Raw genomic sequence first — 22283 nt, 5'->3', positions numbered from 1 at the left:
TAACCAGCCCTGATAAGCATGTGCAGAGGTGATTATCCAGCCGCAAAGGGCTGGGGCATGCTGTGTCCATCGTACCTCCATAGCACAAGGACACCCCATGACGCCTCCCGCGCCCCCGCGCCGCCCGCTGGTGATCGGCCTGCTGATGGCCGTGATGGTCATCAGCGTGCTGGACAAGACCATCTTCGCCTTCGCCGGGCCGCAGATTATCGATGAACTGCAATTGAGCGCCGAGCAGTTCGGCTTTGTCGGCAGTGCCTTCTTCTTTCTGTATTCGCTGTCCGGCATCACCGTGGGCTTCTTGGCCAACCGCTTCCCTACCCGCTGGATTCTCAGCCTGATGGCCCTGGTGTGGACCAGCGCGCAATTGCTGGTGACCTTCGCCAGCGGCCTGGGCGCGCTGACCGCCAGCCGCCTGCTGCTGGGCGCCGGTTGCGGACCGGGCACGGCGGTCACCCAGCACGCCAGCTTCAAGTGGTACGCCGCTGAAAAGCAGGTGCTGCCGGCCTCGCTGTTGCAGGTGGCGATCATGCTCGGCGGCCTGCTGGGGGCCATCGCCCTGCCCTTCAGCATCGCCCACTTCGGCTGGCGCTCGGCCTATCTGCTGCTGGCAGGCTTGAGCCTTGCGTGGATGCTGGCCTGGTGGCTGCTGGGGGCCGAGGGCACTCAGGGTGTGGCTACCGATGGCCAAGCGGCAACGGACAAACACGTGCCCTATCGGCACCTGCTGCTCAACCGCACCTTCGTGTGGATTTCGCTGATGTGCTTCCTGGCCTACCTGCCCAACGCGCTGTCGTTCAGCTGGTCGGCGGTGTACTTGCAGAAAGGCCTGGGGCTTAGTGCCATGCAGGCGGGCTACGTGCTGTTCGCGGCCACCTTGAGCATCATCGTCATCAACCTGCTGCTGTCGGCCTTGTCCCAGCGGCTGCTCAAAAGCGGCGCCAGTGCCCGTCGCAGCCTGGTGCTGCCGCCCATGGCCTGCTGCATGCTGGGTGGCCTGGCGTTCTGCGCGCTGGGCACCTTTACCCAGGAGCTGGCGATGAAACTGGGCTGCTACGTGCTGGGCGGCGTGTTGCTCAATGGCGTGTTTGCCTTTGGCATGACCATCACTTCGCACATCTCGCCCCAGCGCCAGCGCGGCGCCATGCTGGCCATTCACGTGGGCAGCATGACCCTGTCGGGCATGGTCGCGCCCTGGGCCGTGGGCCATCTGGTGACCCTGTTTGGTGGCGACATCGCCCAGGGCTTCGAGACCGCCTTGCATGGTATCGGCATTGCCGCCGTGCTCTGCGCGGCGCTGGGCCTGTACGTGATCACCCCGGCGCAGACCCGCCAGCGCCTGCAGGCGCGCTGGGCCAGCTAACGCCGCTCCCCCTTTCGTTTGCCTCAACCACCGCGCGCGGGCCTTGTCCGCGCGGCATGGCCGTGCGCGCGGCCGTTACCTTCATCGACCCTTCAGGACCCTTGCATGAACCTTTCCGTCTTTTCTTCCAGCTATGCCCAGGCGCGCCAACAGTTCCTGCTGGCCTGCGCCCGGCGCGGGCTGGCCGTGACCTCGCGCGTGCACCCGCTGCCCGGCAGCGACAACGAGACCCTGGCGCTGGACGTGGCCCGCGTGGGCTCGCCCACCGCGCGCAACCTGATGGTGATCAGCAGCGGCTGCCATGGGGTGGAGGGCTTTTGCGGCTCGGCGGTGCAGATCGATCTGCTCAACGATGACGCCTGGGCGGCGTCCATCGACCATCCGGACCTGGCGGTGCTGTACCTGCATGCGTTGAACCCTTACGGGTTTTCGTGGCTGCGGCGGGTGACCCATGAAAACGTCGACCTGAACCGCAACTTTCTCGACTTTTCCCAGCCGCCGGCGGCCAACCCCGGCTATGACGCGATTGCCGAGCGACTGCTGCCCGAGCAGTGGCCACCGTCGCGGCTCAATGAGCTCAAGCTGATGCTGTACGTGGCGCGCAAGGGCCGCAAGGCGTTGCAGGCAGCGGTGTCCAGCGGCCAGCAAAGCCACCCTGACGGGCTGTTTTTCGCCGGCACCGCACCCACCTGGAGCAACAAGCAGATCCGCGAAATCCTGCGCGAGCACGCCCAGCAGTGCCAGCGCATCGGCTGGATCGATGTGCACACCGGGCTTGGTCCGCAGGGCGTGGGCGAACGCATCTACAAAGGCCCGGCCAGCGCCGAAGACATCGCCCGCGCCAAGGCCTGGTGGGGGCCGCAGGTGACCAACAGCTTCGACGGCAGCTCCACCTCGGCCAACCTGAGCGGCACCCTGGACCTGGCCGTGATGGAAGAATGCCCCCAGGCCCAGTACAACGGCGTGACCCTGGAGTACGGCACCCAGCCGGGGCCCAAGGTGCTGCAGGCGTTGCGTGCCGAACAGTGGTTGCAGCGTCACCCGCGCACGGGCAGCCCGCAGCGCCAGCAGATCAAGCAGCAGATTCGCGAGGCGTTTTATGTGGAGACCGATGAGTGGAAACGGCGCGTGCTGGAGCAGTCGCGCGAGGTGTGCTGGCAGACGGTGGATGGGTTGTTGACGCGGTGATCATCATTTAGCGATCGCCCAGAGCTCATGTGGGAGTGGGCTCTGCCCACGAAAAGGACACCGCGATTGGTCTGTAAATCCGCGGCGTGCTGTTCGCGGGCAGAGCCCGCTCCCACATCAAACATCAGCGATCACGTCACCGGAGTTACCAGCTTTTTGCCCTTGTGGAACCAGCCATCAATGTTCTGCCACACCAAATCGCCCATGGCCTGGCGGGTTTCGGCGGTGCCGCTGCCCACGTGGGGCAGCAGCACCACGTTTTCCATGGCCAGCAGGCTGTCGGGCACATTGGGCTCGTCCTCGAACACATCCAGCCCGGCGCCCGCAATCACCCCCTGCTCCAAGGCCTGCACCAGCGCTGGCTGGTCCACTACCGAACCCCGGGCGATGTTGATCAGATAGCCCTTTTCACCCAGCAACTTCAGCCGACGGGCATCGATCAGCCGATCCGTGGACGCCCCACCCGGCACCGCCAGCACCAGCACGTCACAGGCACTGATCATCGCGTCCAGGTCGGCGTAGTAGCTGTAGCCCACGTCTGCCTTGGGCTTGCGGTTGTGATAAAGAATCTCCATATCGAATGCCGCCGCCCGGCGCGCGATGGCTTGGCCGATATTGCCCAGCCCGACGATACCCAGCTTCTTGCCGCCCAACTTCACCGCCACCGGGAAGCGCGCCTGGGTCCACTTGCCGGCGCGCACGTAGCGATCGGATTCGGTAAATCTCCGCAAGGTGTCCAGCACCAGGCCCATGGCGGTGTCGGCCACGCAATCGTCCAGCACCTGCGGGGTGTTGGTGACCACAATGCCCCGGTCGCGGGCCACGTCCACGGCGATGGCGTCGTAGCCCACGCCGAAACTGAAGATGGCTTCCAGGTTGGGCAACTGCGCCAGCAACTCGGCGCTGGCGCCGTAGACGCCACTGGTGACCAGGGCCTTGATGCTGGCGCCGTTGGCCTGCTGCCAGGCGTGCTTGTCGGCCAGCTCCCAGGCGCGGGTGGCGGTGAAGTGGGATTCCACGGCCGTTTGCAGGCTTGGCAGCAAGGGGCCGGCGATGAGGACCGGGGTGGGCTGTTGGGTCATGGGATGCTCCTGAGTTGTTTTTGTACTGCGAGTCAAGTCATCGTACAACTGTAGCGCAGTACTCAACAACCCTGGCGCCCCCTTCAGAAACCGATCCACCGCCTTATCAACCTGTGGGGCTGACCTCCCAGCCCCACAGTGCCCCGCATATTTCATGATCTAACAGTTACCGGACTTTAGCTCATTCCACAATCAAAGTTTTTTGTTGGGGGGTGAAGAGAAAAAACCTGAGCCTATGACAATCGTCGGCCCCATCTTTATTTCAACAACAATATCTTTTAACACCCCCTGAACGTGTTTTGACTCTCGATCAAAAACCTCCAGAATCACTTCACCACTCTTTATAAAGCAGGGATCTGGGTATCCTTCGGCGTCGCGAATCGCCAAATTCATCCAAACAGGAGGCTCATCCGATAACAGGTAACGCCCAGGTGCAAGATCACCTTCAAAATACAACTGAACCTGAGCAACTTTACTTTTCTCATTCCCTGCATTGAACCACGTGAATTCAAAAGGCTCTCGAATAGTGGTCAACGTGGCTTCAGGAACATCTAGTTGCCCGCCAAAGTAATCAGAGTTCAACCTCACCGTTGCAGGATAACTGTCTGCCTTCGCGCCGTTCGAATGTGCGATATTTTCAGCTTCAGCGCGGTCAAATTTTTTCCCAGTCATGTCAAGATCCACCGTAAGTTGGTTTCGGACTTTCGTGGCGCAGTGAAGAAAAAACACTAGGCCTAGAGCAGAGCAATGCTCTGCCGAATCAAATCCTATCGAAAGAAAAAAACATCACAACTGTCAGAAGTAACAGGGCAGAGATTGAAAAAAAGCAGACTAAAACAACAACCTCGTACAATGATCTTTAGCCACGCCGGCCTTGAAGCATTCACTTCATATCGGCCAGCGCAACCTTCAGCAGCGGCTACCTATCTCGCCTTTGCAGAATCAGCATGTTCGACCCAAGGACGTTTTTGCCGCTGTTCTTTCGCCACAAGGTAGACCTCGGTGCGTCCCGCATGACGGGTCCAGCGCAGGTTTTCAATCAAGGATTTTTCTTCGTCGTTAAGGCGCGTATAGCCCAAGCCACGAATAGTACGGAGTACGACGGTATCTAGCACGGTGTTGTCAGACATAGTGAAACCTCAACGAGAAATTTGCATGCCGTCACCCTGACGCCAATCAGGTGGACGGAGCCGTACGGGTTGGCGTACCGGTCTCGTTAGCCGGCGTGCCCGAAGGCACCCACGCACGGCTCCGCCCATAAAGGACGTTGCCATGCAGCGGGTACAGGAAAACCGCATGCGCGATTATCATGTTCCGCTTCGAGACCCAGGACGCCAATCCTGTGCCGCTGAATTTGCAGCGGCGGGGCGAACCTTAACGACATCCCGGGCGACAGACAACCCCTAGATGGTTGATGCCATTCAGCCTTGGCAACATCACACAATCACGAACTTCCTGCCCGCCCCCGAGTCGGTATTCTCATACGGCTCCCAGGAAGGTCCCCCCATGCTCACGCCCCAACCCCAGCCACAGCCCGAGCAGGCCGCGGCGGTTCATACGCTGCGGATTCTGACGGTCAACACCCACAAGGGCTTCAGCGCGCTGAACCGTACGTTCGTGCTGCCCGAACTGCGCGAGGCGGTGCGGGCGGTGTCGGCAGACGTGGTGTTTTTGCAGGAGGTGCTGGGCATGCACCGCCTCCACGGGCAGCGCTTTGCCAATTGGTCGGACGTGCCGCAGTACGAGTTCCTGGCCGACAGCATGTGGCCGGTGTACGCGTACGGTCGCAACGCGGTGTACCCGGACGGCGAGCATGGCAATGCGCTGTTGTCGAAGTTTCCGATCATCAGCCATGACAACCTCGACATCAGCGTCAGCGGCACCGAGCAGCGCGGGTTGCTGCATTCGATCCTGGCGGTACCGGGCCATCGCGAGGTGCACACGGTGTGCGTGCACCTGGGCCTGGGCGAGCGCCAGCGTCAGCAGCAGTTGCAGTTGCTGTGCGGGTTGCTGGACGGTTTGCCTATTGATGCACCGGTGATCGTGGCCGGTGATTTCAATGACTGGCGCAAGCGCGCCGACGCGGTGCTGGCCGAGTGCGGCATGAAGGAGGCGTTCGCCCACACCTACGGCGCCGTGGCCCGTACCTTCCCCGCGCGCCTGCCCATGCTGTGCCTGGACCGCGTGTACCTGCGCAACGCCACCGCCGTCACCCCCAAGGTGCTGGCGCGCAAGCCGTGGTCGCATTTGTCCGACCATGTGCCGCTGGCTGTGGAGGTGCGCCTGTGAACCGCCTGTGGCGGGACGACAACGCCGTGCAGTTGCTGATCAACGGCGAGGCGTTCTTTGACAGTGTGTTCCAGGCCATCGAGGCGGCGCGCGAGGAAGTGCTGATCGAGACCTTCATTCTGTTCGAGGATGAGGTGGGCCGGCCGCTGCAGCAGGCGTTGATTGCCGCGGCCCAGCGTGGCGTGCGCGTGGAGGTGCTGGTGGACGGTTACGGCACCGCCGACCTGAGCCGGCAGTTCTTGCATGAAATGGTCGAGGCCGGGGTACGGCTGCAAGCCTTTGATCCGCGCCCCAAGGTGATGGGCATGCGCACCAACCTGTTCCGCCGCCTGCACCGCAAGATCGTGGTGGTGGACGGCGAAACCGCGTTTATCGGCGGCATCAATTACAGCGCCGACCACCTGCTGGCCTCCGGGCCCATGGCCAAGCAGGACTATGCGGTGAAGGTGCAAGGCGCGATCGTCGCCGACCTGCACCAGGCCACCCTGACCCTGCTGGACGAAACCAGCCGCGTGCGCCGCGCCGCCCGCCCCTGGCTGACGCCGCGCCAGGCGATCGACGCCGACACGGCGAGGGCGCGCATGCTGTTGCTGATCCGCGACAACCAGCAGCACCGCACCGATATCGAGCAGCAGTACCTGCTGGCGATCCGCCGCGCGCAGGAACGCATCATCATTGCCAACGCCTATTTCTTCCCCGGCTACCGTCTGCTGCGCGAACTGCGCAACGCCGCCCGCCGTGGCGTGGCAGTCACGCTGATTCTGCAGGGCATGCCCGACATGCCCCTGGTGCGCCTGTGTTCACGGCTGTTGTACAACTACCTGCTGCGCGATGGCGTGCAGATCCGCGAATACACCCAGCGCCCGTTGCACGGCAAGGTGGCGGTGATCGACCGGCAGTGGGCCACGGTGGGCTCCAGCAACCTGGACCCGCTGAGCCTGTCGCTGAACCTGGAAGCCAACGTGATCATCGAGGACGGCGACTTCAACCAGTTGCTGCACGATCACCTGGCCGAACTGGCGGCTCAGCACTGCAAGACCGTGACCCTGCAGCGTGTGCTGCGCGGCTACTGGTGGCGGGCACCGCTGATTTTTCTGACGTTCCACTTGTTGCGGCACTTCCCGGCGATTGTCGGCATGTTCCCCGCCCACTCGCCGAAACTGGCGCCGCTTGGCCCGGTACTGCCGGAGCCGACGGAAACCGCCCAGGACAAAGCTTATGAGTAATCACGCCACCCTGTGGAAATGGCTGCGCCGGGGCTTCAACGTGCTGTTCCTGGTGCTGGTGCCCGTGTTGCTGGTGCTGCTGTTGCGCAACATGGACTGGCAGGAAGTGGGCCATGCCCTGCGAGCCTACCCCTGGCCGCTGCTGGCGGCCGGTGCGGGAATTGCCCTGGTCAGCTATGGGGTGTTCGCCAGTTACGACCTGCTGTCGCGGCGCTACACCGGGCATCGGTTGCCGGTGCGTCAGGTGCTGCCGCTGGCGTTCGTCTGTTATGCGTTCAACCTCAATCTCAGTTCGTGGGTGGGCGGAATCGCTTTGCGCTATCGGTTGTACGGCAAGCTGGGGCTGGATGTGCCGACCATCACCAAGATCCTCAGCCTGGGGCTAATCACCAATTGGTTGGGCTACCTGCTGGTGGGCGGCGTGCTGTTTGCCTCCGGGCTGCCCGATTTGCCCGACAGCGTGAAAATGGGCGAGACCGGCCTGCGCCTGATCGGCGTGGCGATGTTGGCTGTCGGCTGCGCCTATTTGCTGGCCTGCGCGTTCGCCAAACGGCGCACCTGGCAGATCCGCCAGCACAGCATCACCCTGCCCGGCATACGCCTGGCCGCAGCCCAGGCGTTGCTCAGTGCCGTGAACTGGTCGCTGATGGCGTCGATCATCTACCTGCTGCTGCCGGACAAGGTTGGCTACCCCAGCGTGCTGGCGATTCTGTTGATCAGCAGCATTGCCGGGGTCATCACCCATATCCCTGCTGGGTTGGGGGTATTGGAAACGGTGTTCATCAGCCTGTTGCAGGGCCAGTATTCACGCGGCACGCTGCTGGCGGCGCTGCTGGGCTATCGGGCGTTGTACTTCCTGCTGCCGTTGCTGATTGCCTGCGTGCTGTACCTGTACATGGAGCGCCAGGCGCGGGCTGCCGCGCAGGCGGCGCCGCAGCCCGCCAGGCGCTGACAGTCTCAGGCATCCAGCACCGCACGCACACGTTCAGTCAGAGCCTGCATGGCGAAGGGTTTGACCAGCAGGTGCATGCCCGGCTCAAGGTTGGAGCGCTCTATCACCGCCTGCTCGGCGTAGCCGGTGATGAACAGCACCTTGAGCCCCGGACGGATGCGCGCGGCGGCATCGGCCACCTGACGACCGTTGAGGCCGCCGGGCAGGCCGACGTCGGTGATCAGCAGGTCGACTTCGCCGGTCATCTGCAGCAGCGCCAACCCGGCTACGCCGTCGGCGGCTTGCAGCACCTGATAGCCCATCTCCTCCAACTGTTCGGCCACCAGCATGCGCAGGGTGGCCTCATCGTCGATCAGCACCACGGTCTCGCCCATGCGCGCCGGGCGGGCGACGGAAGCGGCGCACGGGTCGGTTGGCGCCTGGGGCGCACCCAGGTGACGTGGCAGGTACAGGCGCACCGCCGTGCCCTGCCCCAGGGTGGATTCGATGCGCACGCGCCCGCCCGACTGGCGGGCAAAGCCGTAGACCATCGACAGCCCAAGCCCCGTGCCCTGCCCCAGCGGCTTGGTGGTGAAGAACGGGTCGAAGGCGCGCTCGATGACTTCGGGGCGCATGCCGGTGCCGCTGTCGACCACGCTGAGGCACAGGTACTGGCCGGGCGGCAGGTCATCTTCGGTGAACGCACGGTGATCCTGCTCGTGATGGTGCACCTCAAGCACCAGGTGGCCGCCGTCGGGCATGGCATCGCGGGCATTGATGCACAGGTTGAGCAAAGTGCTTTCCAGCTGGTTGGGGTCCACCAGCACGGTCCACGGCGCGGCGCCTGGCTGCCAGTCCAGTACTACGGTGGGGCCCAGGGTCTGGCGGATCAGGTCGCGCAGGTCGTCGATCAGTTGCACCACGTCGGTGGGCCGCGGGTCCAGGGTTTGCCGGCGGGCAAAAGCCAGCAGCCGGTGCGTGAGGGTGGCGGCGCGGGTGGCGGCGCCGTGGGCAGCGTCGAGGTAGCGGTCCAGTTCGCTGAAGCGGCCTTGGGCGATACGCCGGCGCAGCAGTTCCAGGCTGCCGGTGATGCCGGTCAGCAGGTTGTTGAAGTCGTGGGCCAGGCCGCCGGTGAGCTGACCCACGGCTTCCATTTTCTGGCTGTGGCGCAACAGTTCTTCGGCCTGGCGCAGCGCTTCGGCACGCTCGCGGTCGACGGTGACGTCGCGGCCCACGGCGTTGAAGAAGCCGTCGCCCGGCACGGCGGCCCAGTTGATCCAGCGGTAGCCACCCTGGTTGTCGCGCAGGCGGCAGTCGAGGTCTTGCACGGGCTCGCCGCGGGTCAGCAGCGCGGCGGCGGCCAGCACCAGAGGGCGGTCGTCGACGTGCACCAGGTCAAGCACGCTGCTGCCCAGCAGCTGGCATTCGGTCCAGCCCAGCACCTGCTCCCAGGCAGGGTTGAGGGTGACCACGGCCAGGTCCGGACGGGTGACCAGGATGATGTCCGAGGACAGCTGCCACAGGCGGTTGCGGTCGGCGGTGCGTTCGGCCACCTGGCGCTCGAAGCTGGCGGCCAGCTCGTGGGTGCGCAGTTGGGCGAGGATGGACTCGGTGGTTTCCATCACGGTGTCGAGGAAGCCCACCACCTGGCCGTGCTCGTTGCGCACCGGGCTGTAGGAGAAGGTGAACCAGGCGGGTTCCGAGAAGCCGCGGCGGTTGACCATCAGCGGCAGGTCGCGGCTGAAGGTCGGCTCGCCGGCCAGCGCGCGGGCGGCGATGGGGCCTACGTCAGCCCAGATCTCGCCCCATACCTGGCGGAATGAGCGCCCCAGCGCCTCGGGCTTGTTGCCCAGCACGGGCACGAAGGCGTCGTTGTGTATGGCGATCATGTCCGGCCCCCACACCAGGCAGGTGGGGAAGGCATTGGCCAACACCAGTTCCACGGTGGTGCGCAGCACCTGGGGCCAATCCTGTATCGGCCCCAAGGGGGTGGCGGCCCAGTCGAAGTGGCGCACCTTGTCGCTCATCTCGCCGCCCGTGGCGGGAAAACTGCCCAGCGATACTTCCTGCATCGGCTGACTCACGTATGGCTAAGCCCAAGAGGATAGCGCCTGCACCTGGGGTTACGCCACCTTCAAGGGTTGTAGCCGCTGCCGCAGGCCGGTGTGAACCCCGAAGATGTTGGGCGAGGCACTGGGCCAGCGCAGCCTGGCGGCAGCGGCTACGGGGTTCGAGCTTGCGGCGCAGGTTTTTGATGTGGCTGTCGACGGTGCGGTCTGAAGGGTTGTAGCCGCTGCCGCAGGCTGCGCTGGCCGGTGTGAACCCCGAAGATGTTGAGCGAGGCACAGGGCCAGCGCAGCCTGGCGGCAGCGGCTACGGGGTTACCATTGCAGCTTGTAGCCCACGCCGTAGATCGACTGGATCGGTTCTTCGCCGGGGGCGGCCTGTTCGAGCTTGCGGCGCAGGTTTTTGATGTGGCTGTCGACGGTGCGGTCGGTGACCACGCGGTGGTCGCTGTACAGGCGGTCGATCAGTTGATCGCGGGAGAACACGCGGCCGGGGTGTTCGTTGAGGGCCTTGAGCAGCCTGAACTCCACGGGGGTCAGGTCCAGGTCGACCTGGTTGAAGCGCGCCTGCCAGGTGGCCTCGTCCAGTTGCAGGCCGGTGTCGTCGGCCTGGCGCGGGCGGCGACGCAGGATGGCGCGGGCGCGGGCCACCACCTCGCGGGGGCTGAACGGCTTGCAGATGTAGTCATCGGCCCCTAGGTCCAGGCCCAGCAGGCGGTCGACTTCCTCTACGCGGGCGGTGATCATGATGATCGGCACGTCGCTGAAACCACGCAGTTCCCGACAGATGGCCAGGCCGTCCTGGCCCGGCAGCATCAGGTCGAGCAGGATCAGGTCCGGCATGGCCGCGCGCACGGCGGGCAGCACCGCCAGGCCATCGGCCAGGCACTGCACCTGATGGCCGGCAGCCGTCAGGTAATCGCGCAGCAATGCCGCCAGCTTGGGTTCGTCTTCCACGACCAGGATGCGGGCGGGGGTATCTTCGACGCTCATGCGACCTCCAACGGCAGTTCGATGGCCAGCCACAGGCCGCCCAATGGCGAGGCCTTGGCTTCAAGGGTACCACCGTGGGCCTCGACAATGGCGTGGCTGATGGCAAGGCCCAGCCCTGCCCCGCCGCTGACGCGATTGCGCGAGGCTTCGCTGCGGTAGAAGCGCTCGAACAGGCGCGGCAGGAATTCGGCGGCTACGCCGGGGGCAGTGTCCATGAAGTCGATGTGCACACGGCCGCCGACGGCGATGGCGCTGATACGCAGCTCGCCCCCGGCGTGGGTGTAGCGCAGGCTGTTTTCCAGCAGGTTGTTGAACAGTTGCTGCAAGCGGCCTTCGTCGGCCAGCACCTGAAAGGGGCCGCGAGGCGGTTGCCATTCCAGCCGCACGTCATGGCTGGCGAAGCGTTCGCGGAACATTGCAGCGCCCTGGGCCAGCGTCTCGGCCACGTCCACCGACTGCTTGCGGTAGGACAGCGCGCCGACGTCGGCCAGGGACAGTTCGTACAAGTCGTTGATCAGCTTGCCGAGCATGCCCACCTCGCCCAGCAACGACTGCAGCGATTCGGCGTCCAGCTTGCGCACGCCGTCTTCCAGCGCCTCCAGCTCGCCGCGCAGCACCGACAGTGGCGTGCGCAGTTCATGGGAGACGTCGGCCATGAACTCGCGGCGCATGCGTTCGTTGCGTTCCAGGGTCAGCGCCAGCTGGTTGAAGTCGCGGGCCAGTTGGCCGACCTCGTCGTCACTGTCCACCCCTACCCGCTCGCTGTAGGTACCGGCGGCCAAACGGTGTGTGGCCGCCGCCACCTGCCGTACCGGGCCCAGCAGGCGCCGCGACACCCACCACACAATCAGGGCCGCCAGCGCCAGGGCCACCAGGGCGACGATCAGGCTGGAGGCCAGTTGCTGACGCATGAAACGCTCGCCGCCAGCTTCAGTGACACTTTGCAGGGGCGTGGTGGCCAGCCAGCCGACGGTCTTGCCCGCGACCACGATGGGCACGCGCAGGGCGTCTTCGCTGACGTCGTCGTAGCCCATGACGCGATGGCCGTCGGCGTCGAGCAGGCTGATGCGGAACACCGCGCCGGTGAGGTCGGAGATGGGCGTGAAGCGCACCACGTCGTCGGCGCTGGGCGCGTCGGGGCGCACCAGCTGGAACCAGACATGGGGTTCGCCGCGCACAAACTCCCAGCTGCCGTGGTCGCGGTAGGCATCGACGAACCGCGGCTGGGCGGCGCGGGTGCGTTGTTCGGCCAGTTCGTTGATGTAGCCCAAAAAGCCACGGGTGAAGCTCAGGCCGTTGGCGAAGGCCATGGCCAGCACGAGCAGGATCATGGTGCTCATCAGGGCCAGGAAGAGTTTGGTGGACAGGCGGGTTTTCATTGGCGCGGCACACGGCGGGCGGGGGATGCGGTGTATTAAGGCGCGTTGGGGGGTGGGGGGCAAGGGGTGGGGGTGGAAGTTCTTAATTGCTGCACATTTTGTTTTTTTTGGGGGGGGCAGATGTGCCAGGCGATGGTTCTGCGGTGTTCAATGTGCCAGACGAGGGTTCTGCGGTGTTCATTAAATCGCGCGCCGCCCGCGCGGCGCTTCGCGGCCGCAGGCCGCTCCTACCGTTTGTTTCGGGCCAGTTTTGTCTGTGGCATCTCCCGGGCCCGCCTTGTTGGCATTCACACAGATCTGCAGTGAACCCGCAGAGCGGTCCCGGGAGATGGCACTGACATAACTGGCCCGAAACAAACGGTAGGAGCGGACCGTGTCCGCGAAGCGCCGCGCGGGCGGCGCTCGATGGTGGCCTTGATGCAAACCCCAAGGCGGGCCCCTGGTAGCCTTGATGCAAACCTCAAGACAGGCCCATCGAAATCACCCCTTCAGCGTGGCCATGTCGATCACGAAACGGTATTTCACATCCCCCACCAACATCCGCTCAAACGCCTCATTGATATTGCGAATATCCAACATCTCGATATCACAAGTAATCCCATGCTCAGCACAGAAATCCAGCACTTCCTGGGTTTCAGCAATACCACCAATCAACGACCCAGCCAGCACCCTGCGCTGCAGCACCAGGTTGGCCGCATGCAATGGCGGCGATACCGGCTCGATCAGGCCGACCAGGATGTGCACGCCATCAAAGGTCAGGGTCTGCAGGTAGGGGTTCAGGTCATGCTGCACCGGAATGGTGTCGAGCAGGAAGTCGAAACGACCGGCTGCGGCAGCCATCTGCGCGTCGTCGGTGGAGACGATAACGTGGTCAGCACCTTGCTTGCGCGCTTCGGCAGCCTTGCTGGCCGAACGGGTGAACACGGTCACTTCGGCGCCCAGGGCCTTGGCGAACTTGATGCCCATGTGGCCCAGGCCACCCATGCCCAGGATGCCGACCTTGTGGCCCGCGCCCACGCCGTGGTGCTTGAGCGGCGAGTAGGTGGTGATGCCGGCGCACAGGATTGGCGCGGCGGCGGCCAGGTCCATGCCCTGGGGGATACGTACCACGAACTCTTCACGCACCACGATGTGGTCGGAGTAGCCGCCCATGGTGTTGGTGCCGTCGATGCGGTCCGGGGTGGCGTAGGTCATGGTCGGGCCGGCCTGGCAGTATTGCTCCAGGTCTTTGCGGCAGGCCGCGCACTGCTGGCAGGAGTCGACCATGCAGCCCACGCCCACCAGGTCGCCGACCTTGTAGTTGCGCACGGCCGGGCCCACGGCGGTCACCTTGCCGACGATCTCGTGGCCGGGCATCAGCGGGTACACGGCAATGCCCCACTCGTTGCGCGCCTGGTGCAGGTCGGAGTGGCAGACGCCGCAGTACAGGATGTCGATGCTGACATCGTTGGCGCGCGGGTCGCGACGGTCGAAGGCCAGGGGGGCCAGCGGCGTGGTGGGGGTCAGGGCGGCGTAGCCGAGTGCTTTGGACATGGGGGGTACCTGTTTTGCGATAACCGGGCAGAAGCCCTTAAAGCGGCGGCATTGTCCGGATTACAGGGTTGCCCGGCCATGGGTGATCCTGCGCGATGCATGCCTATTCCTCCGACACCTGCCGCACACGGGCAAAAATTTGCGATCATGGCACCCTGATCGTCATTACTGCGGAACCCTTCATGTCCCCCACTTGCCACCTGGACGCCAACGCGCGGCTGGTGTCCCTGCTGCAACCGCTGGCCCACAGCGATGGCTTCCTGCCGACCGCCATCGACGGCCTGCGCGTGGTCAGTTCCCACGGCAATGCCGCCCGCTGCCCGCAGATCTACGACCCCAGCCTGATGATCATCGCCCAGGGCAGCAAGATCGCCTACCTGGGCGAGCGCTCGCTGGAATATGGCGCCGGCCACTACTTGGTGCAGGCCCTGCCCGTGCCGTTCCAGTATGAAACCTTCGCCACCGAGCAATTGCCGCTGCTGGGCGTGAGCATCCCCATCGACCGCCTGGTGCTGGGTGAACTGGTGCTGGCCATGGGGCCGGGCGAGTATCAGGCGCAGACACCCTCTTCGATGGCCAGTGCCGAGCTGGACGAAGACATGCGCTGCGCCGTGGAGCGACTGCTGGAGTGCCTGCACGATCCGCTGACGTGCCGCATCCTCGGCCCGTCGCGGCTGCGTGAAGTGCTGTTCGCCGCCCTGCGTGGCCCGCAGGGTGGCGTGCTGCGCGCCCTGGTCGAGCAACAGGGGCAGTTCGCCCGCGTCGCCGCCGCCCTGACCTGGCTGCACAGCCACTACGCCCAGCCGTTGCAGGTCGATGAGCTGGCCCGCCGGGCCAACATGAGTGCCTCCACCTTCCACGAGCACTTCAAGCGCGCCACCCTCGCCTCGCCCATCCAGTACCTCAAGCAACTGCGCCTGATCAAGGCGCGCTCGATGCTGGTGGCCGAGGGCATCAGCGTCAGTCAGGTGGCCCACCGCGTGGGTTACCAGAGCAGTTCGCAGTTCAGCCGCGAGTACAAACGCTACTTTTCGCGCAGCCCGGCGCAGGAACGCCTGCCGCGGGATGCCGAGCTGGAGCTGTGAATTTTCCCCACGATTAAACGCAAGCTCCTACGCCTGACGCCGATCGCGGCTACAAAATGGCCGCACACACCCCCTTTATGCTGGATGGATGATTCATTGACTCCCCCCACTCAAGGACGTGTGCATGAAACTCTCTCCTTTCCTCTCGTCGCCGGTGCCGGGCATCCTGGCGGCGACGATCATTGGCCTGCTGCCCGTCATCAGCGGCCTGGCAGTGATGCACTGGCACGTGGAGCGCAGCCTGGCGCGAGAAGCGGACCACATTGCCGCCGAAGCGGTGCGGCAACTCGACAACATCATCGATCAGGCCGCCCAGAGCGCCATTCGCCTGTTCCCCCTGGCGGGAAAACCCTGCGATAGCGTTTTGCAACAGTTGCACACTGAAGTCACGCTGGAGCCGCTGATTCGTTCAGCCAACCTAGTGCGCGACAACCTGGGGTACTGCAGCACGTTTTATGGCCCCTACGACCGCACGGTGGACCCGGGCGATTACCTGAATGGCCACCTGTGGCTGCGCGCCAGCAATGCGGTGACCCCCGACAGGGCGTCGCTGGTGTACCGTCTGGCGGACGATGCCTTCGCGGTGCGTACCGTAATCGATGGTCGTACCCTGGCCAGGGCGCTGGAGCAGATCGAGGAAGACGCAACCCTGGTGCTGGAGGTAGGCAATGCCTTTTTGTGGAGCAATGGCAGCGTTGAAGGCGGCGAGATCCCGGATCATCCGGAACATCACACCTTGCTGGTGTCGCAGCGGCACGGGTATCGGGTCCATACCGGCTACCCGGTGGGGCACAGTTGGCGTGAGTTGAAGAAGCATGGGTTTGCGACGCTGGGGGGGCTGTTGTTGCTGGGGGTGCTGACCGGGGGCGTGTGCCATTGGTTGTATCGCCGGCCTCGGTAAACACCGCAGGCCTGATGGCGGCCCGCGCAGCCTGTAGCCGCTGCCGAAGGCTGCGCTGGTCCTGTGCCCCACTGAAGATCTGCAGGGTTCACGCCGGCCAGCGCAGCCTGGCGGCAGCGGCTACGTGGTAATCCGTAGCCGCAGCGGCGTCAGGTATCGGCCGTATGGGTATCAAGCACACCGCGCAGCACCTGGTCGCGTTCGATGGATTCGAACAGTGCCTTGAAGTTGCCCTCGCCGAAACCGTCGTCCCCTTTGCGCTGGATGAATTCGAAGAAAACCGGCCCCATCAGCGTCTGCGAGAAGATCTGCAGCAACAGGCGCTGATCACCAGGCTGCGACGAGCCATCCAGCAGGATACCGCGGGCCTGCAGTTCACCCACCGGCTCGCCGTGGCCAGGCAAGCGACCTTCCAGCATCTGGTAGTAGGTGTCGGGCGGTGCGGTCATGAAGCGCATGCCGATGGCCTTCAGGGCGTCCCAGGTCTTGATCAGGTCGTCGGTGAGGAAGGCCACGTGCTGGATGCCCTCGCCGTTGAACTGCATCAAAAACTCTTCGATCTGCCCGGCGCCGCGCGACGATTCCTCGTTGAGCGGGATGCGGATCATGCCGTCCGGGGCGGTCATGGCCTTGGAGGTCAGGCCGGTGTATTCGCCCTTGATGTCGAAGTAGCGGATTTCGCGAAAGTTGAACAGCTTCTCGTAGAAACCGGCCCAGTAGGCCATGCGGCCGCGGTAGACGTTGTGGGTCAGGTGGTCGATGATCTTCAGGCCCGCGCCTTCCGGGTGGCGGTCGACGTCAGGCAGCCAGTTGAAGTCGATGTCGTAGATGGAGCTGCCTTCGCCAAAGCGGTCGATCAGGTACAGCGGCGCGCCGCCGATGCCCTTGATGGCCGGCAGGTTGAGCTCCATGGGGCCGGTGGGGATCTCGATGGGCTGCGCGCCCAACTCCAGCGCCCGGGCGTAGGCCTTGTGGGCATTGGCCACGCGAAAGGCCATGCCGCACACCGACGGGCCGTGCTCGGCGGCAAAGTAGGACGCCACGCTGTGCGGCTCGTTGTTGAGGATCAGGTTGATGCTGCCCTGGCGGTACAGGTGCACGTCTTTGGAACGGTGCTCGGCCACGCGGGTGAAGCCCATGATCTGGAAGATCGGCTCCAGGGTGTTGGGGGTGGGCGATGCGAATTCGATGAACTCGAAGCCCATGAGGCCCATGGGGTTGTCATAGATGTCGGCCATGATTGGCTCCTCGGCAGTGCACGGATAACGAAAAGTGTCGTTGCGTCAGGCACGTGAACGAGGTGGCGCGCAGGGAATGCCGCGCACGCTGCGAGCGAGAAAATCGCCGAAAATCAGTTTGAACCCGAGTCGCTTCATGTGGACTCTTCCCCGCCGGTTTATTCTTGTATGCGTAAATTGATTCTACAACGCGTAATCGCGTTTGTCCCCCACGGCTTTTTCGCCCGCCGGTTTGGGCAAGCCGACAAATATTGCCTATGGTTGAGACTACCGCGTCCACTACAGGTGTCATGCCATGGAAATCGATACGCTCTTCGCCGATCTGCACAGCTTGCCCAGCATTCCCAAGGTGGCCCAGGACCTGATCCAGCAGTTCGACAGCCCCTCCACCAGCCTGGAAAGCGTGGCCCGCAATATCGAGAAAGACCCGGTGATTGCCGCCAAGATCCTGCGCCTGGCCAACTCGGCGCGCTTTCGCGGCGCCCGCGAGTCGGCAAGCATCGAGGATGCGGCCCTGCGCCTGGGCTTCAACACCCTGCGTACGCTGGTACTGGCGTCGGCGGTGACCGGGGCTTTCAAGGCCAGCGCCAACTTTGACCTCAAGGGGTTCTGGCTCAAGAGTTTCCAGGTGGCCGGCATCTGCCGCTTGCTGGCCAAGCAGGCCGGGGCCGACGCGGAAACCGCGTTCACCTGCGGGGTGATGCACAACATCGGCGAACTGCTGATCCAGACCGGCGCGCCGATGGTGGCCGCGCAGATCAACCATGCGCACAAGTCCGGCAACTCGGGGCGTGCGGCCAGCGAGACGCTGCACCTGGGCTTCGGTTACCCGGAAGTGGGCGCTGAACTGGCCCGGCGCTGGCAGTTGCCGGTGTCGATCCAGCAGGCCATCGCCTTCCAGGCGCGGCCCATGCAAGCGCCGCCGCCCGGTGACCTGCCGCGCCTGGTGGCCCAGGCCATCGCTATTTCCGATGCGCTGCAGGCCAATGACGACGATACCGAGGAGGCCCGCCAGGCCGTCAACGGCCCGCTGCTGGAGGGGGTGGACCTGGATGCGCTGTTCGCCGCCCTGCCGGCGGTGCTTGAGGCGGACAAGGCGTTTGCCGAGTTGTTGACCTGAAACGCCCCTTAGCCGCTGCCGCCAGGCGGCGCTGGCCCGCATGAACACTGCAGATGCATGGCGAGGCATGGGGCCAGCGCAGCCTGGCGGCAGCGGCTACGGGGGGTGCGCAATCTGCGCAAGGAATGTTTTGCCGGCCCCGGGGTCAGAACCTGTGACGACCACAATCACCGGGAGTACAGGATGAAAATCACGACATGGACCGCCATGGCGGTCGTGGTGGCAAGTCTGAGCGGCGTCGCGGGCCTGGCCCAGGCAGCGGAGCCAGCAGAACCTGCGGTGCATATACCGGGCACCGACACCGGCCAGTTCAACGTCGGCGACAAGATCCCCGACCACTTCCGCCGCGAGTCCGAAGAGGTCAAGGACTGGCACGCTCGCGGGTTGTCCGCGCCGGAGGAGAAGAAGAGCCATTGGGTACGGGTCAACGATAAATATGTGCTGGTGCAGCTAAGCAACAGCGTCATCGAGAAGATCGTACCGGTCAAACGCTAAACCAAAAGCCCCTGCGGGGGCTTTTTCGCAGACAACAAAAAACCCGCCGAAGCGGGTTTTCTTCAAGACCATCCAACTCCCTGTCGGCAGCCCTCCGGGCCAATGGTCGATCTTCCTTGATCCCGCTGCACTCCTGTGCAGCAGTTGATGGATCCAAGTTTACGCAGATGCCCGGGGTCGCCATAGAGGAGATCCACACCAGCGCGTGTAAGCTTTGGCTTACACGCCAAACCCTGCCAAGAAAGATTGGACGCTAACGATTCACTTCCCTAACCTTGCCGGCCTGGTCTGGCGTACAAGGTGTTTTGCTGCTCATGTCTTCCGTGCTCAACGTTCTGCTGCCCATTTTCGCCCTGATCCTGGTGGGGTTCATTTGCCGGCGCACCAACCGCCTGGGGCCCACAGCTGCGTCGGAAATCAACCGCATGGTGGTGTGGCTGTGCCTCCCGGCCCTGCTGTTCACTTCCACGGCCACGGCCACCTGGGAGCAGATCTGGCACCCCGGCTTCGTCGCCACCTTTACCCTGGGCACCCTGGCGATGTTCTTCATCACCCTGGCACTGCGCTGGAAGAAGGCCGGGCACTTTGCCGACGCCAGCATCGATGCGCTGAGTGCCTCCTACGCCAACACCGGTTACATCGGCATTCCGCTGTGCGTGATGGTGCTGGGCGGCAGCGGCCTGGAGCCGGCGCTGATCGCCTCGCTGCTGGTGGTGTGCGTGCTGTTCGGACTGGCGCTGGTGTGCATCGAGGTCGGGCTGCAGAGCGAAGCCCAGGTGCATCGCATCGTGTTCAAGGTGCTGGTGGCGCTGGCGAAGAACCCGTTGGTGATTTCGCCGATCCTGGGCGCCTGCTGGGCCATGACCGGTGCGCCGCTGCCGGCCCCGGCCAGCAAGTTTCTGAGCCTGCTGGGCGCGGCCACCACGCCCTGCGCGCTGATTTCCCTGGGGCTGTTTTTGGCGCAGAAACAGCAAGGCCCCCGTGAAGGGACCTCGCTGCTAGTGCTGATCAAGCTGGTGGCGCACCCGTTGCTGACCTGGTTTTTGGCCTACAAGGTGTTCCACCTGCCGCCGCTGTGGGCACATTCGGCGCTGTTGCTCAGCGCCCTGCCCACCGGCACCGGGCCGTTCATGCTGGCCGAGTACTACAAGCGCGAGGCGTCGGTGGTGTCCAGCACCATCCTGATTTCCACGCTGGGCTCGCTGGTGACCCTGTCGATCTGCCTGTACATCATCAACGGCTGACGCCTCAGCCTTTCAGGGCCACCGCCACCGCGTCGGCAAACGGCGTGGTGGGGCGACCGATCAGGCTGCTCAGGACCTTGCTGTCATCGAACAGCGCGCCCTGTGCGGCCGCCGCGTCGGAGTTGGCCAGCAGTTCGGCGATCGGCTCGGGCAGGCCCACTTGCACCAGCACCGCTTTGTATTCGGCTTCCGGCAGGTTGTTGTAGGGCACGGCCTTGCCAGCCTGACGGGAGATCTCGGCGGCCAGTTCCGTCAAGGTGTAGCTGCTGTCCCCGGCCAGCTCATAGGTCTTGCCCACGTGACCGTCAGTGGTCAGCACTACGGCAGCGGCTTCGGCGTAGTCGGCACGGGCGGCCGAGGCGATGCGGCCCTCCCCCGCGCTGCCCAGCAAGGCATCGTGGGCCACGGCTGCGGGCACGCCGGCGCTGTAGTTTTCGTGGTACCAGCCATTGCGCAGCAACACGTGCGGCACGCCGCTGGCGGCCAGCGCCTGCTCGGTCTGCTGGTGCTCGGCCGCCAGGCCCAGGGCCGAGCCGGTGGCGTGCAGCACGCTGGTGTAGGCCAGCAGCTTGACGCCGGCCTGCTTGGCCGCGTTGATCACCGCCTGATGCTGGGCGGCGCGCTTGCCCAACTCGCTGGAGGAGATCAGCAGCAGACGGTCGATACCTTGCAGGCCGATCACCATGGCTTCGGGCTGGTCGTAGTCGAACTCACGCACGGCAACGCCCAGGTCGCCGGCCTTTTCCGGGTGACGAGCCAGCGCGACGATCTGCTCGGCAGGCACGCGCTTGAGCAGGGCTTGAATGACCAGACGACCCAACTGACCGGTAGCACCAGTGATTGCGATCATGAAGATTTCCTTGGCAGGTGATGGAAGTGGAACCACCTTATCGCCTAGACTTACGAAAAGTAAGTACGTACGAAAAGGTAAGTATCGATGAGTGATTCCTTCACTGCCCAGGCGCGCCGGGGCGAATTGATGGACGCCAACTGCCCGTCGCGGGATGTGCTGAAACACATCACCAGCCGTTGGGGGGTGTTGGTGTTGGTGATTTTGTCGGGGGGCATGCACCGCTTCAGCGACCTGCGGCGCAAGATTGGTGGGGTCAGCGAGAAGATGCTGGCGCAGACGCTGCAAGGGCTTGAGGGTGACGGGCTGGTGTTGCGCACCTCGTTGCCGGTGGTGCCGCCGCATGTGGAATATCGGCTGACGCCGTGGGGGGAGGAAGCGGCGTTGCTGGTGGGGGACCTGGCGGACTGGATCGAGCGGACGTTGCCGCAGATCATGGCGCATCGGGGGGCCAGCGCTGAAATCGCGTAGCTGATCCCAGACGCTCCGGGTGTTGCTACCGGCCTCATCGCGAGCAAGCTTTGCTCCCACAGTGTCGAGGCTCGCATCGGTGGTTGCCTTGGGACCGTGGGAATTGGCTTGCCAGCGAGCTTTGAGGCCTTAAGAGCTCGCTGGCAAGCCAGCTCCCACAGTCCCAAGGCCTTGCATCGGTGGTTGGTCCAACACTGTGGGAGCAAAGCTTGCTCGCGATGAGGCCGGTACTGGGTTACGCGCCGGGGCAGGCCCAGCTGTTCGCCGCCTTGGCGATCTGGCTGGCCAGTTGACCAATGGCCTTCTGGTGGGCCAGTACCAGGTCGTCCATGGCCACGCCGCTGGCTTCACGAATGACGCTGGCGCAGGTCAGGCTGCGGCGCTTCTGGCCGTCGCTGCGCTGGCTGAGGCTCCACACCACGTCGATCAGGGCGTACTGCCCCGGCAGCGAGTCGAAGCGGCGTACGTCGGTCTGCAATGACACAATCGGCTTGTCGGTGGCCTTGGGCAGCCCCGCCAGGTCGCGGGTGCCCAGTTTCAGTTCCAGCTGCCCGGCCAGGGCGTCATGGAATTCGTCGGCCAGGGGCGCGCCCCAGCGTTCGGTTTCCAGGATCGCCAGGCCGCCGGTGCTCTGGCGCACCACCATCTGCGGCTGGTCGACCTGCACCGGCATGCGCACGCTGAGCATCTCGAACTGGAACGCCGGCGCCGGCACGGGCGCCGCAGTTTGCGGCGCAGTCGGCACCAGGGTGTAGTAATGGGTCGGCGCCGAGCTGCAGGCCGCCAGGCCCAGGGTGGCCAGCAAGGCCAGGGAACGTCGGGTCATGGC

Annotated in this window: 21 protein-coding genes; 11 read left to right on the top strand and 10 right to left on the bottom strand. The window is 64.5% G+C overall.

The window, feature by feature from the left end; genetic code table 11:
• Window positions 1-97 precede the first annotated feature (97 nt).
• Both ACZ9GA_RS07745 and ACZ9GA_RS07740 read left to right on the top strand, forming a co-directional pair.
• Window positions 98-1363, top strand: a complete 1266-nt coding sequence (locus ACZ9GA_RS07745; RefSeq protein ID WP_457363247.1) for an MFS transporter — start codon at window positions 98-100, stop codon at window positions 1361-1363.
• Between the two features lie 105 nt (window positions 1364-1468).
• A complete protein-coding gene (locus tag ACZ9GA_RS07740) occupies window positions 1469-2551 on the top strand; it encodes a M14 family metallopeptidase (RefSeq protein ID WP_457363248.1) in 1083 nt (360 codons plus the stop codon).
• 131 nt (window positions 2552-2682) lie between these two features.
• Here the strand turns inward: ACZ9GA_RS07740 and ACZ9GA_RS07735 are convergent, their stop codons facing one another.
• The 3 genes from ACZ9GA_RS07735 to ACZ9GA_RS07725 form a co-directional block, all read right to left on the bottom strand.
• Window positions 2683-3633, bottom strand: coding sequence for a 2-hydroxyacid dehydrogenase (locus ACZ9GA_RS07735; protein ID WP_457363249.1), 951 nt, complete (start codon window positions 3631-3633; stop codon window positions 2683-2685).
• A gap of 192 nt (window positions 3634-3825) precedes the next feature.
• Complete coding sequence (locus ACZ9GA_RS07730; RefSeq protein WP_457363250.1) at window positions 3826-4305, bottom strand: hypothetical protein; 480 nt, start codon at window positions 4303-4305, stop codon at window positions 3826-3828.
• A 251-nt stretch (window positions 4306-4556) separates the two neighbouring features.
• The gene (locus ACZ9GA_RS07725; protein WP_457363251.1) at window positions 4557-4763 is read right to left on the bottom strand and encodes a hypothetical protein; all 207 of its coding nucleotides are present in this window, start codon (window positions 4761-4763) and stop codon (window positions 4557-4559) included.
• A gap of 376 nt (window positions 4764-5139) precedes the next feature.
• Between ACZ9GA_RS07725 and ACZ9GA_RS07720 the strand changes: the two genes are divergently transcribed.
• Genes ACZ9GA_RS07720 through ACZ9GA_RS07710 form a run of 3 tightly spaced genes read left to right on the top strand, consistent with a single transcriptional unit; the run spans window position 5140 to window position 8100 of the window.
• Window positions 5140-5922 (top strand): endonuclease/exonuclease/phosphatase family protein, encoded by a 783-nt coding sequence (locus ACZ9GA_RS07720; protein WP_027981379.1) that lies wholly within the window; start codon window positions 5140-5142, stop codon window positions 5920-5922.
• Window positions 5919-7148 (top strand): cardiolipin synthase ClsB, encoded by a 1230-nt coding sequence (gene clsB / locus ACZ9GA_RS07715; protein WP_457363252.1) that lies wholly within the window; start codon window positions 5919-5921, stop codon window positions 7146-7148. The genes ACZ9GA_RS07720 and clsB overlap by 4 nt, the downstream gene beginning before the upstream one ends.
• Window positions 7141-8100 carry a lysylphosphatidylglycerol synthase domain-containing protein gene (locus ACZ9GA_RS07710; RefSeq protein ID WP_457363253.1) on the top strand — a complete coding sequence of 320 codons (960 nt, stop codon included), beginning with the start codon at window positions 7141-7143 and terminating at the stop codon, window positions 8098-8100. The genes clsB and ACZ9GA_RS07710 overlap by 8 nt, the downstream gene beginning before the upstream one ends.
• A gap of 5 nt (window positions 8101-8105) precedes the next feature.
• Here the strand turns inward: ACZ9GA_RS07710 and ACZ9GA_RS07705 are convergent, their stop codons facing one another.
• The 4 genes from ACZ9GA_RS07705 to ACZ9GA_RS07690 all read right to left on the bottom strand — a co-directional run bounded on the left by ACZ9GA_RS07705 (window position 8106) and on the right by ACZ9GA_RS07690 (window position 14050).
• Entirely contained in the window at window positions 8106-10151 is a 2046-nt protein-coding gene (locus tag ACZ9GA_RS07705; RefSeq protein WP_457363254.1) for a hybrid sensor histidine kinase/response regulator, read from the bottom strand.
• Window positions 10152-10460: 309 nt separating this feature from the next.
• Window positions 10461-11138 carry a response regulator gene (locus ACZ9GA_RS07700; protein ID WP_457363255.1) on the bottom strand — a complete coding sequence of 226 codons (678 nt, stop codon included), beginning with the start codon at window positions 11136-11138 and terminating at the stop codon, window positions 10461-10463.
• Window positions 11135-12517 (bottom strand): ATP-binding protein, encoded by a 1383-nt coding sequence (locus ACZ9GA_RS07695; RefSeq protein ID WP_457363256.1) that lies wholly within the window; start codon window positions 12515-12517, stop codon window positions 11135-11137. The genes ACZ9GA_RS07700 and ACZ9GA_RS07695 overlap by 4 nt, the downstream gene beginning before the upstream one ends.
• Window positions 12518-12997: 480 nt before the next feature.
• A complete protein-coding gene (locus ACZ9GA_RS07690; protein ID WP_457363257.1) occupies window positions 12998-14050 on the bottom strand; it encodes an NAD(P)-dependent alcohol dehydrogenase in 1053 nt (350 codons plus the stop codon).
• A gap of 182 nt (window positions 14051-14232) precedes the next feature.
• On the opposite strand from ACZ9GA_RS07690, the gene ACZ9GA_RS07685 reads away from it, so the two are divergent.
• Together ACZ9GA_RS07685 and ACZ9GA_RS07680 are read left to right on the top strand one after the other, a co-directional pair.
• Entirely contained in the window at window positions 14233-15135 is a 903-nt protein-coding gene (locus ACZ9GA_RS07685; RefSeq protein ID WP_457363258.1) for an AraC family transcriptional regulator, read from the top strand.
• A gap of 124 nt (window positions 15136-15259) precedes the next feature.
• Entirely contained in the window at window positions 15260-16036 is a 777-nt protein-coding gene (locus ACZ9GA_RS07680) for a CSS-motif domain-containing protein (RefSeq protein ID WP_457363259.1), read from the top strand.
• 149 nt (window positions 16037-16185) lie between these two features.
• On the opposite strand, the gene hppD is transcribed toward ACZ9GA_RS07680, so the two are convergent.
• Window positions 16186-17274 (bottom strand): 4-hydroxyphenylpyruvate dioxygenase, encoded by a 1089-nt coding sequence (gene hppD, locus ACZ9GA_RS07675; RefSeq protein WP_457363260.1) that lies wholly within the window; start codon window positions 17272-17274, stop codon window positions 16186-16188.
• Between the two features lie 295 nt (window positions 17275-17569).
• Between hppD and ACZ9GA_RS07670 the strand changes: the two genes are divergently transcribed.
• The 3 genes from ACZ9GA_RS07670 (at window position 17570) to ACZ9GA_RS07660 (ending at window position 20133) form a co-directional block, all read left to right on the top strand.
• Window positions 17570-18394, top strand: a complete 825-nt coding sequence (locus ACZ9GA_RS07670; RefSeq protein ID WP_457363261.1) for an HDOD domain-containing protein — start codon at window positions 17570-17572, stop codon at window positions 18392-18394.
• 183 nt (window positions 18395-18577) lie between these two features.
• A complete protein-coding gene (locus ACZ9GA_RS07665) occupies window positions 18578-18889 on the top strand; it encodes an RcnB family protein (protein ID WP_457363262.1) in 312 nt (103 codons plus the stop codon).
• Between the two features lie 314 nt (window positions 18890-19203).
• The gene (locus ACZ9GA_RS07660) at window positions 19204-20133 is read left to right on the top strand and encodes an AEC family transporter (RefSeq protein ID WP_457363263.1); all 930 of its coding nucleotides are present in this window, start codon (window positions 19204-19206) and stop codon (window positions 20131-20133) included.
• Between the two features lie 4 nt (window positions 20134-20137).
• Here the strand turns inward: ACZ9GA_RS07660 and ACZ9GA_RS07655 are convergent, their stop codons facing one another.
• Window positions 20138-20983, bottom strand: coding sequence for an SDR family oxidoreductase (locus ACZ9GA_RS07655; protein ID WP_457363264.1), 846 nt, complete (start codon window positions 20981-20983; stop codon window positions 20138-20140).
• An 87-nt stretch (window positions 20984-21070) separates the two neighbouring features.
• Here ACZ9GA_RS07655 and ACZ9GA_RS07650 point away from each other — a divergent pair, with 87 nt between their 5' ends.
• Window positions 21071-21454, top strand: coding sequence for a winged helix-turn-helix transcriptional regulator (locus ACZ9GA_RS07650; RefSeq protein WP_457363265.1), 384 nt, complete (start codon window positions 21071-21073; stop codon window positions 21452-21454).
• 235 nt (window positions 21455-21689) lie between these two features.
• On the opposite strand, the gene ACZ9GA_RS07645 is transcribed toward ACZ9GA_RS07650, so the two are convergent.
• Window positions 21690-22280 (bottom strand): PqiC family protein, encoded by a 591-nt coding sequence (locus ACZ9GA_RS07645; RefSeq protein ID WP_457363266.1) that lies wholly within the window; start codon window positions 22278-22280, stop codon window positions 21690-21692.
• Between the last annotated feature and the right edge of the window lie 3 nt (window positions 22281-22283).

The organism is Pseudomonas sp. TE3644, assembly GCF_056278815.1.
Note: the sequence above shows the minus strand (reverse complement) of the source record. Positions and strands in the feature narration are given on the sequence as shown.

Bases quoted from the DNA above. Each gene is read 5' to 3' on its own strand.
- hppD (WP_457363260.1), bottom strand. From the start codon at position 17,274: ATGGCCGACATCTATGACAACCCCATGGGCCTCATGGGCTTCGAGTTC.
- ACZ9GA_RS07740 (WP_457363248.1), top strand. From the start codon at position 1,469: ATGAACCTTTCCGTCTTTTCTTCCAGCTATGCCCAGGCGCGCCAACAG.
- ACZ9GA_RS07685 (WP_457363258.1), top strand. From the start codon at position 14,233: ATGTCCCCCACTTGCCACCTGGACGCCAACGCGCGGCTGGTGTCCCTG.
- ACZ9GA_RS07665 (WP_457363262.1), top strand. From the start codon at position 18,578: ATGAAAATCACGACATGGACCGCCATGGCGGTCGTGGTGGCAAGTCTG.
- ACZ9GA_RS07680 (WP_457363259.1), top strand. From the start codon at position 15,260: ATGAAACTCTCTCCTTTCCTCTCGTCGCCGGTGCCGGGCATCCTGGCG.
- ACZ9GA_RS07660 (WP_457363263.1), top strand. From the start codon at position 19,204: ATGTCTTCCGTGCTCAACGTTCTGCTGCCCATTTTCGCCCTGATCCTG.
- ACZ9GA_RS07720 (WP_027981379.1), top strand. From the start codon at position 5,140: ATGCTCACGCCCCAACCCCAGCCACAGCCCGAGCAGGCCGCGGCGGTT.
- ACZ9GA_RS07730 (WP_457363250.1), bottom strand. From the start codon at position 4,305: ATGACTGGGAAAAAATTTGACCGCGCTGAAGCTGAAAATATCGCACAT.
- ACZ9GA_RS07725 (WP_457363251.1), bottom strand. From the start codon at position 4,763: ATGTCTGACAACACCGTGCTAGATACCGTCGTACTCCGTACTATTCGT.
- ACZ9GA_RS07700 (WP_457363255.1), bottom strand. From the start codon at position 11,138: ATGAGCGTCGAAGATACCCCCGCCCGCATCCTGGTCGTGGAAGACGAA.
- ACZ9GA_RS07645 (WP_457363266.1), bottom strand. From the start codon at position 22,280: ATGACCCGACGTTCCCTGGCCTTGCTGGCCACCCTGGGCCTGGCGGCC.
- ACZ9GA_RS07650 (WP_457363265.1), top strand. From the start codon at position 21,071: ATGAGTGATTCCTTCACTGCCCAGGCGCGCCGGGGCGAATTGATGGAC.
- ACZ9GA_RS07735 (WP_457363249.1), bottom strand. From the start codon at position 3,633: ATGACCCAACAGCCCACCCCGGTCCTCATCGCCGGCCCCTTGCTGCCA.
- ACZ9GA_RS07695 (WP_457363256.1), bottom strand. From the start codon at position 12,517: ATGAAAACCCGCCTGTCCACCAAACTCTTCCTGGCCCTGATGAGCACC.
- ACZ9GA_RS07655 (WP_457363264.1), bottom strand. From the start codon at position 20,983: ATGATCGCAATCACTGGTGCTACCGGTCAGTTGGGTCGTCTGGTCATT.
- ACZ9GA_RS07705 (WP_457363254.1), bottom strand. From the start codon at position 10,151: ATGCAGGAAGTATCGCTGGGCAGTTTTCCCGCCACGGGCGGCGAGATG.
- ACZ9GA_RS07670 (WP_457363261.1), top strand. From the start codon at position 17,570: ATGGAAATCGATACGCTCTTCGCCGATCTGCACAGCTTGCCCAGCATT.
- ACZ9GA_RS07710 (WP_457363253.1), top strand. From the start codon at position 7,141: ATGAGTAATCACGCCACCCTGTGGAAATGGCTGCGCCGGGGCTTCAAC.
- ACZ9GA_RS07745 (WP_457363247.1), top strand. From the start codon at position 98: ATGACGCCTCCCGCGCCCCCGCGCCGCCCGCTGGTGATCGGCCTGCTG.
- ACZ9GA_RS07690 (WP_457363257.1), bottom strand. From the start codon at position 14,050: ATGTCCAAAGCACTCGGCTACGCCGCCCTGACCCCCACCACGCCGCTG.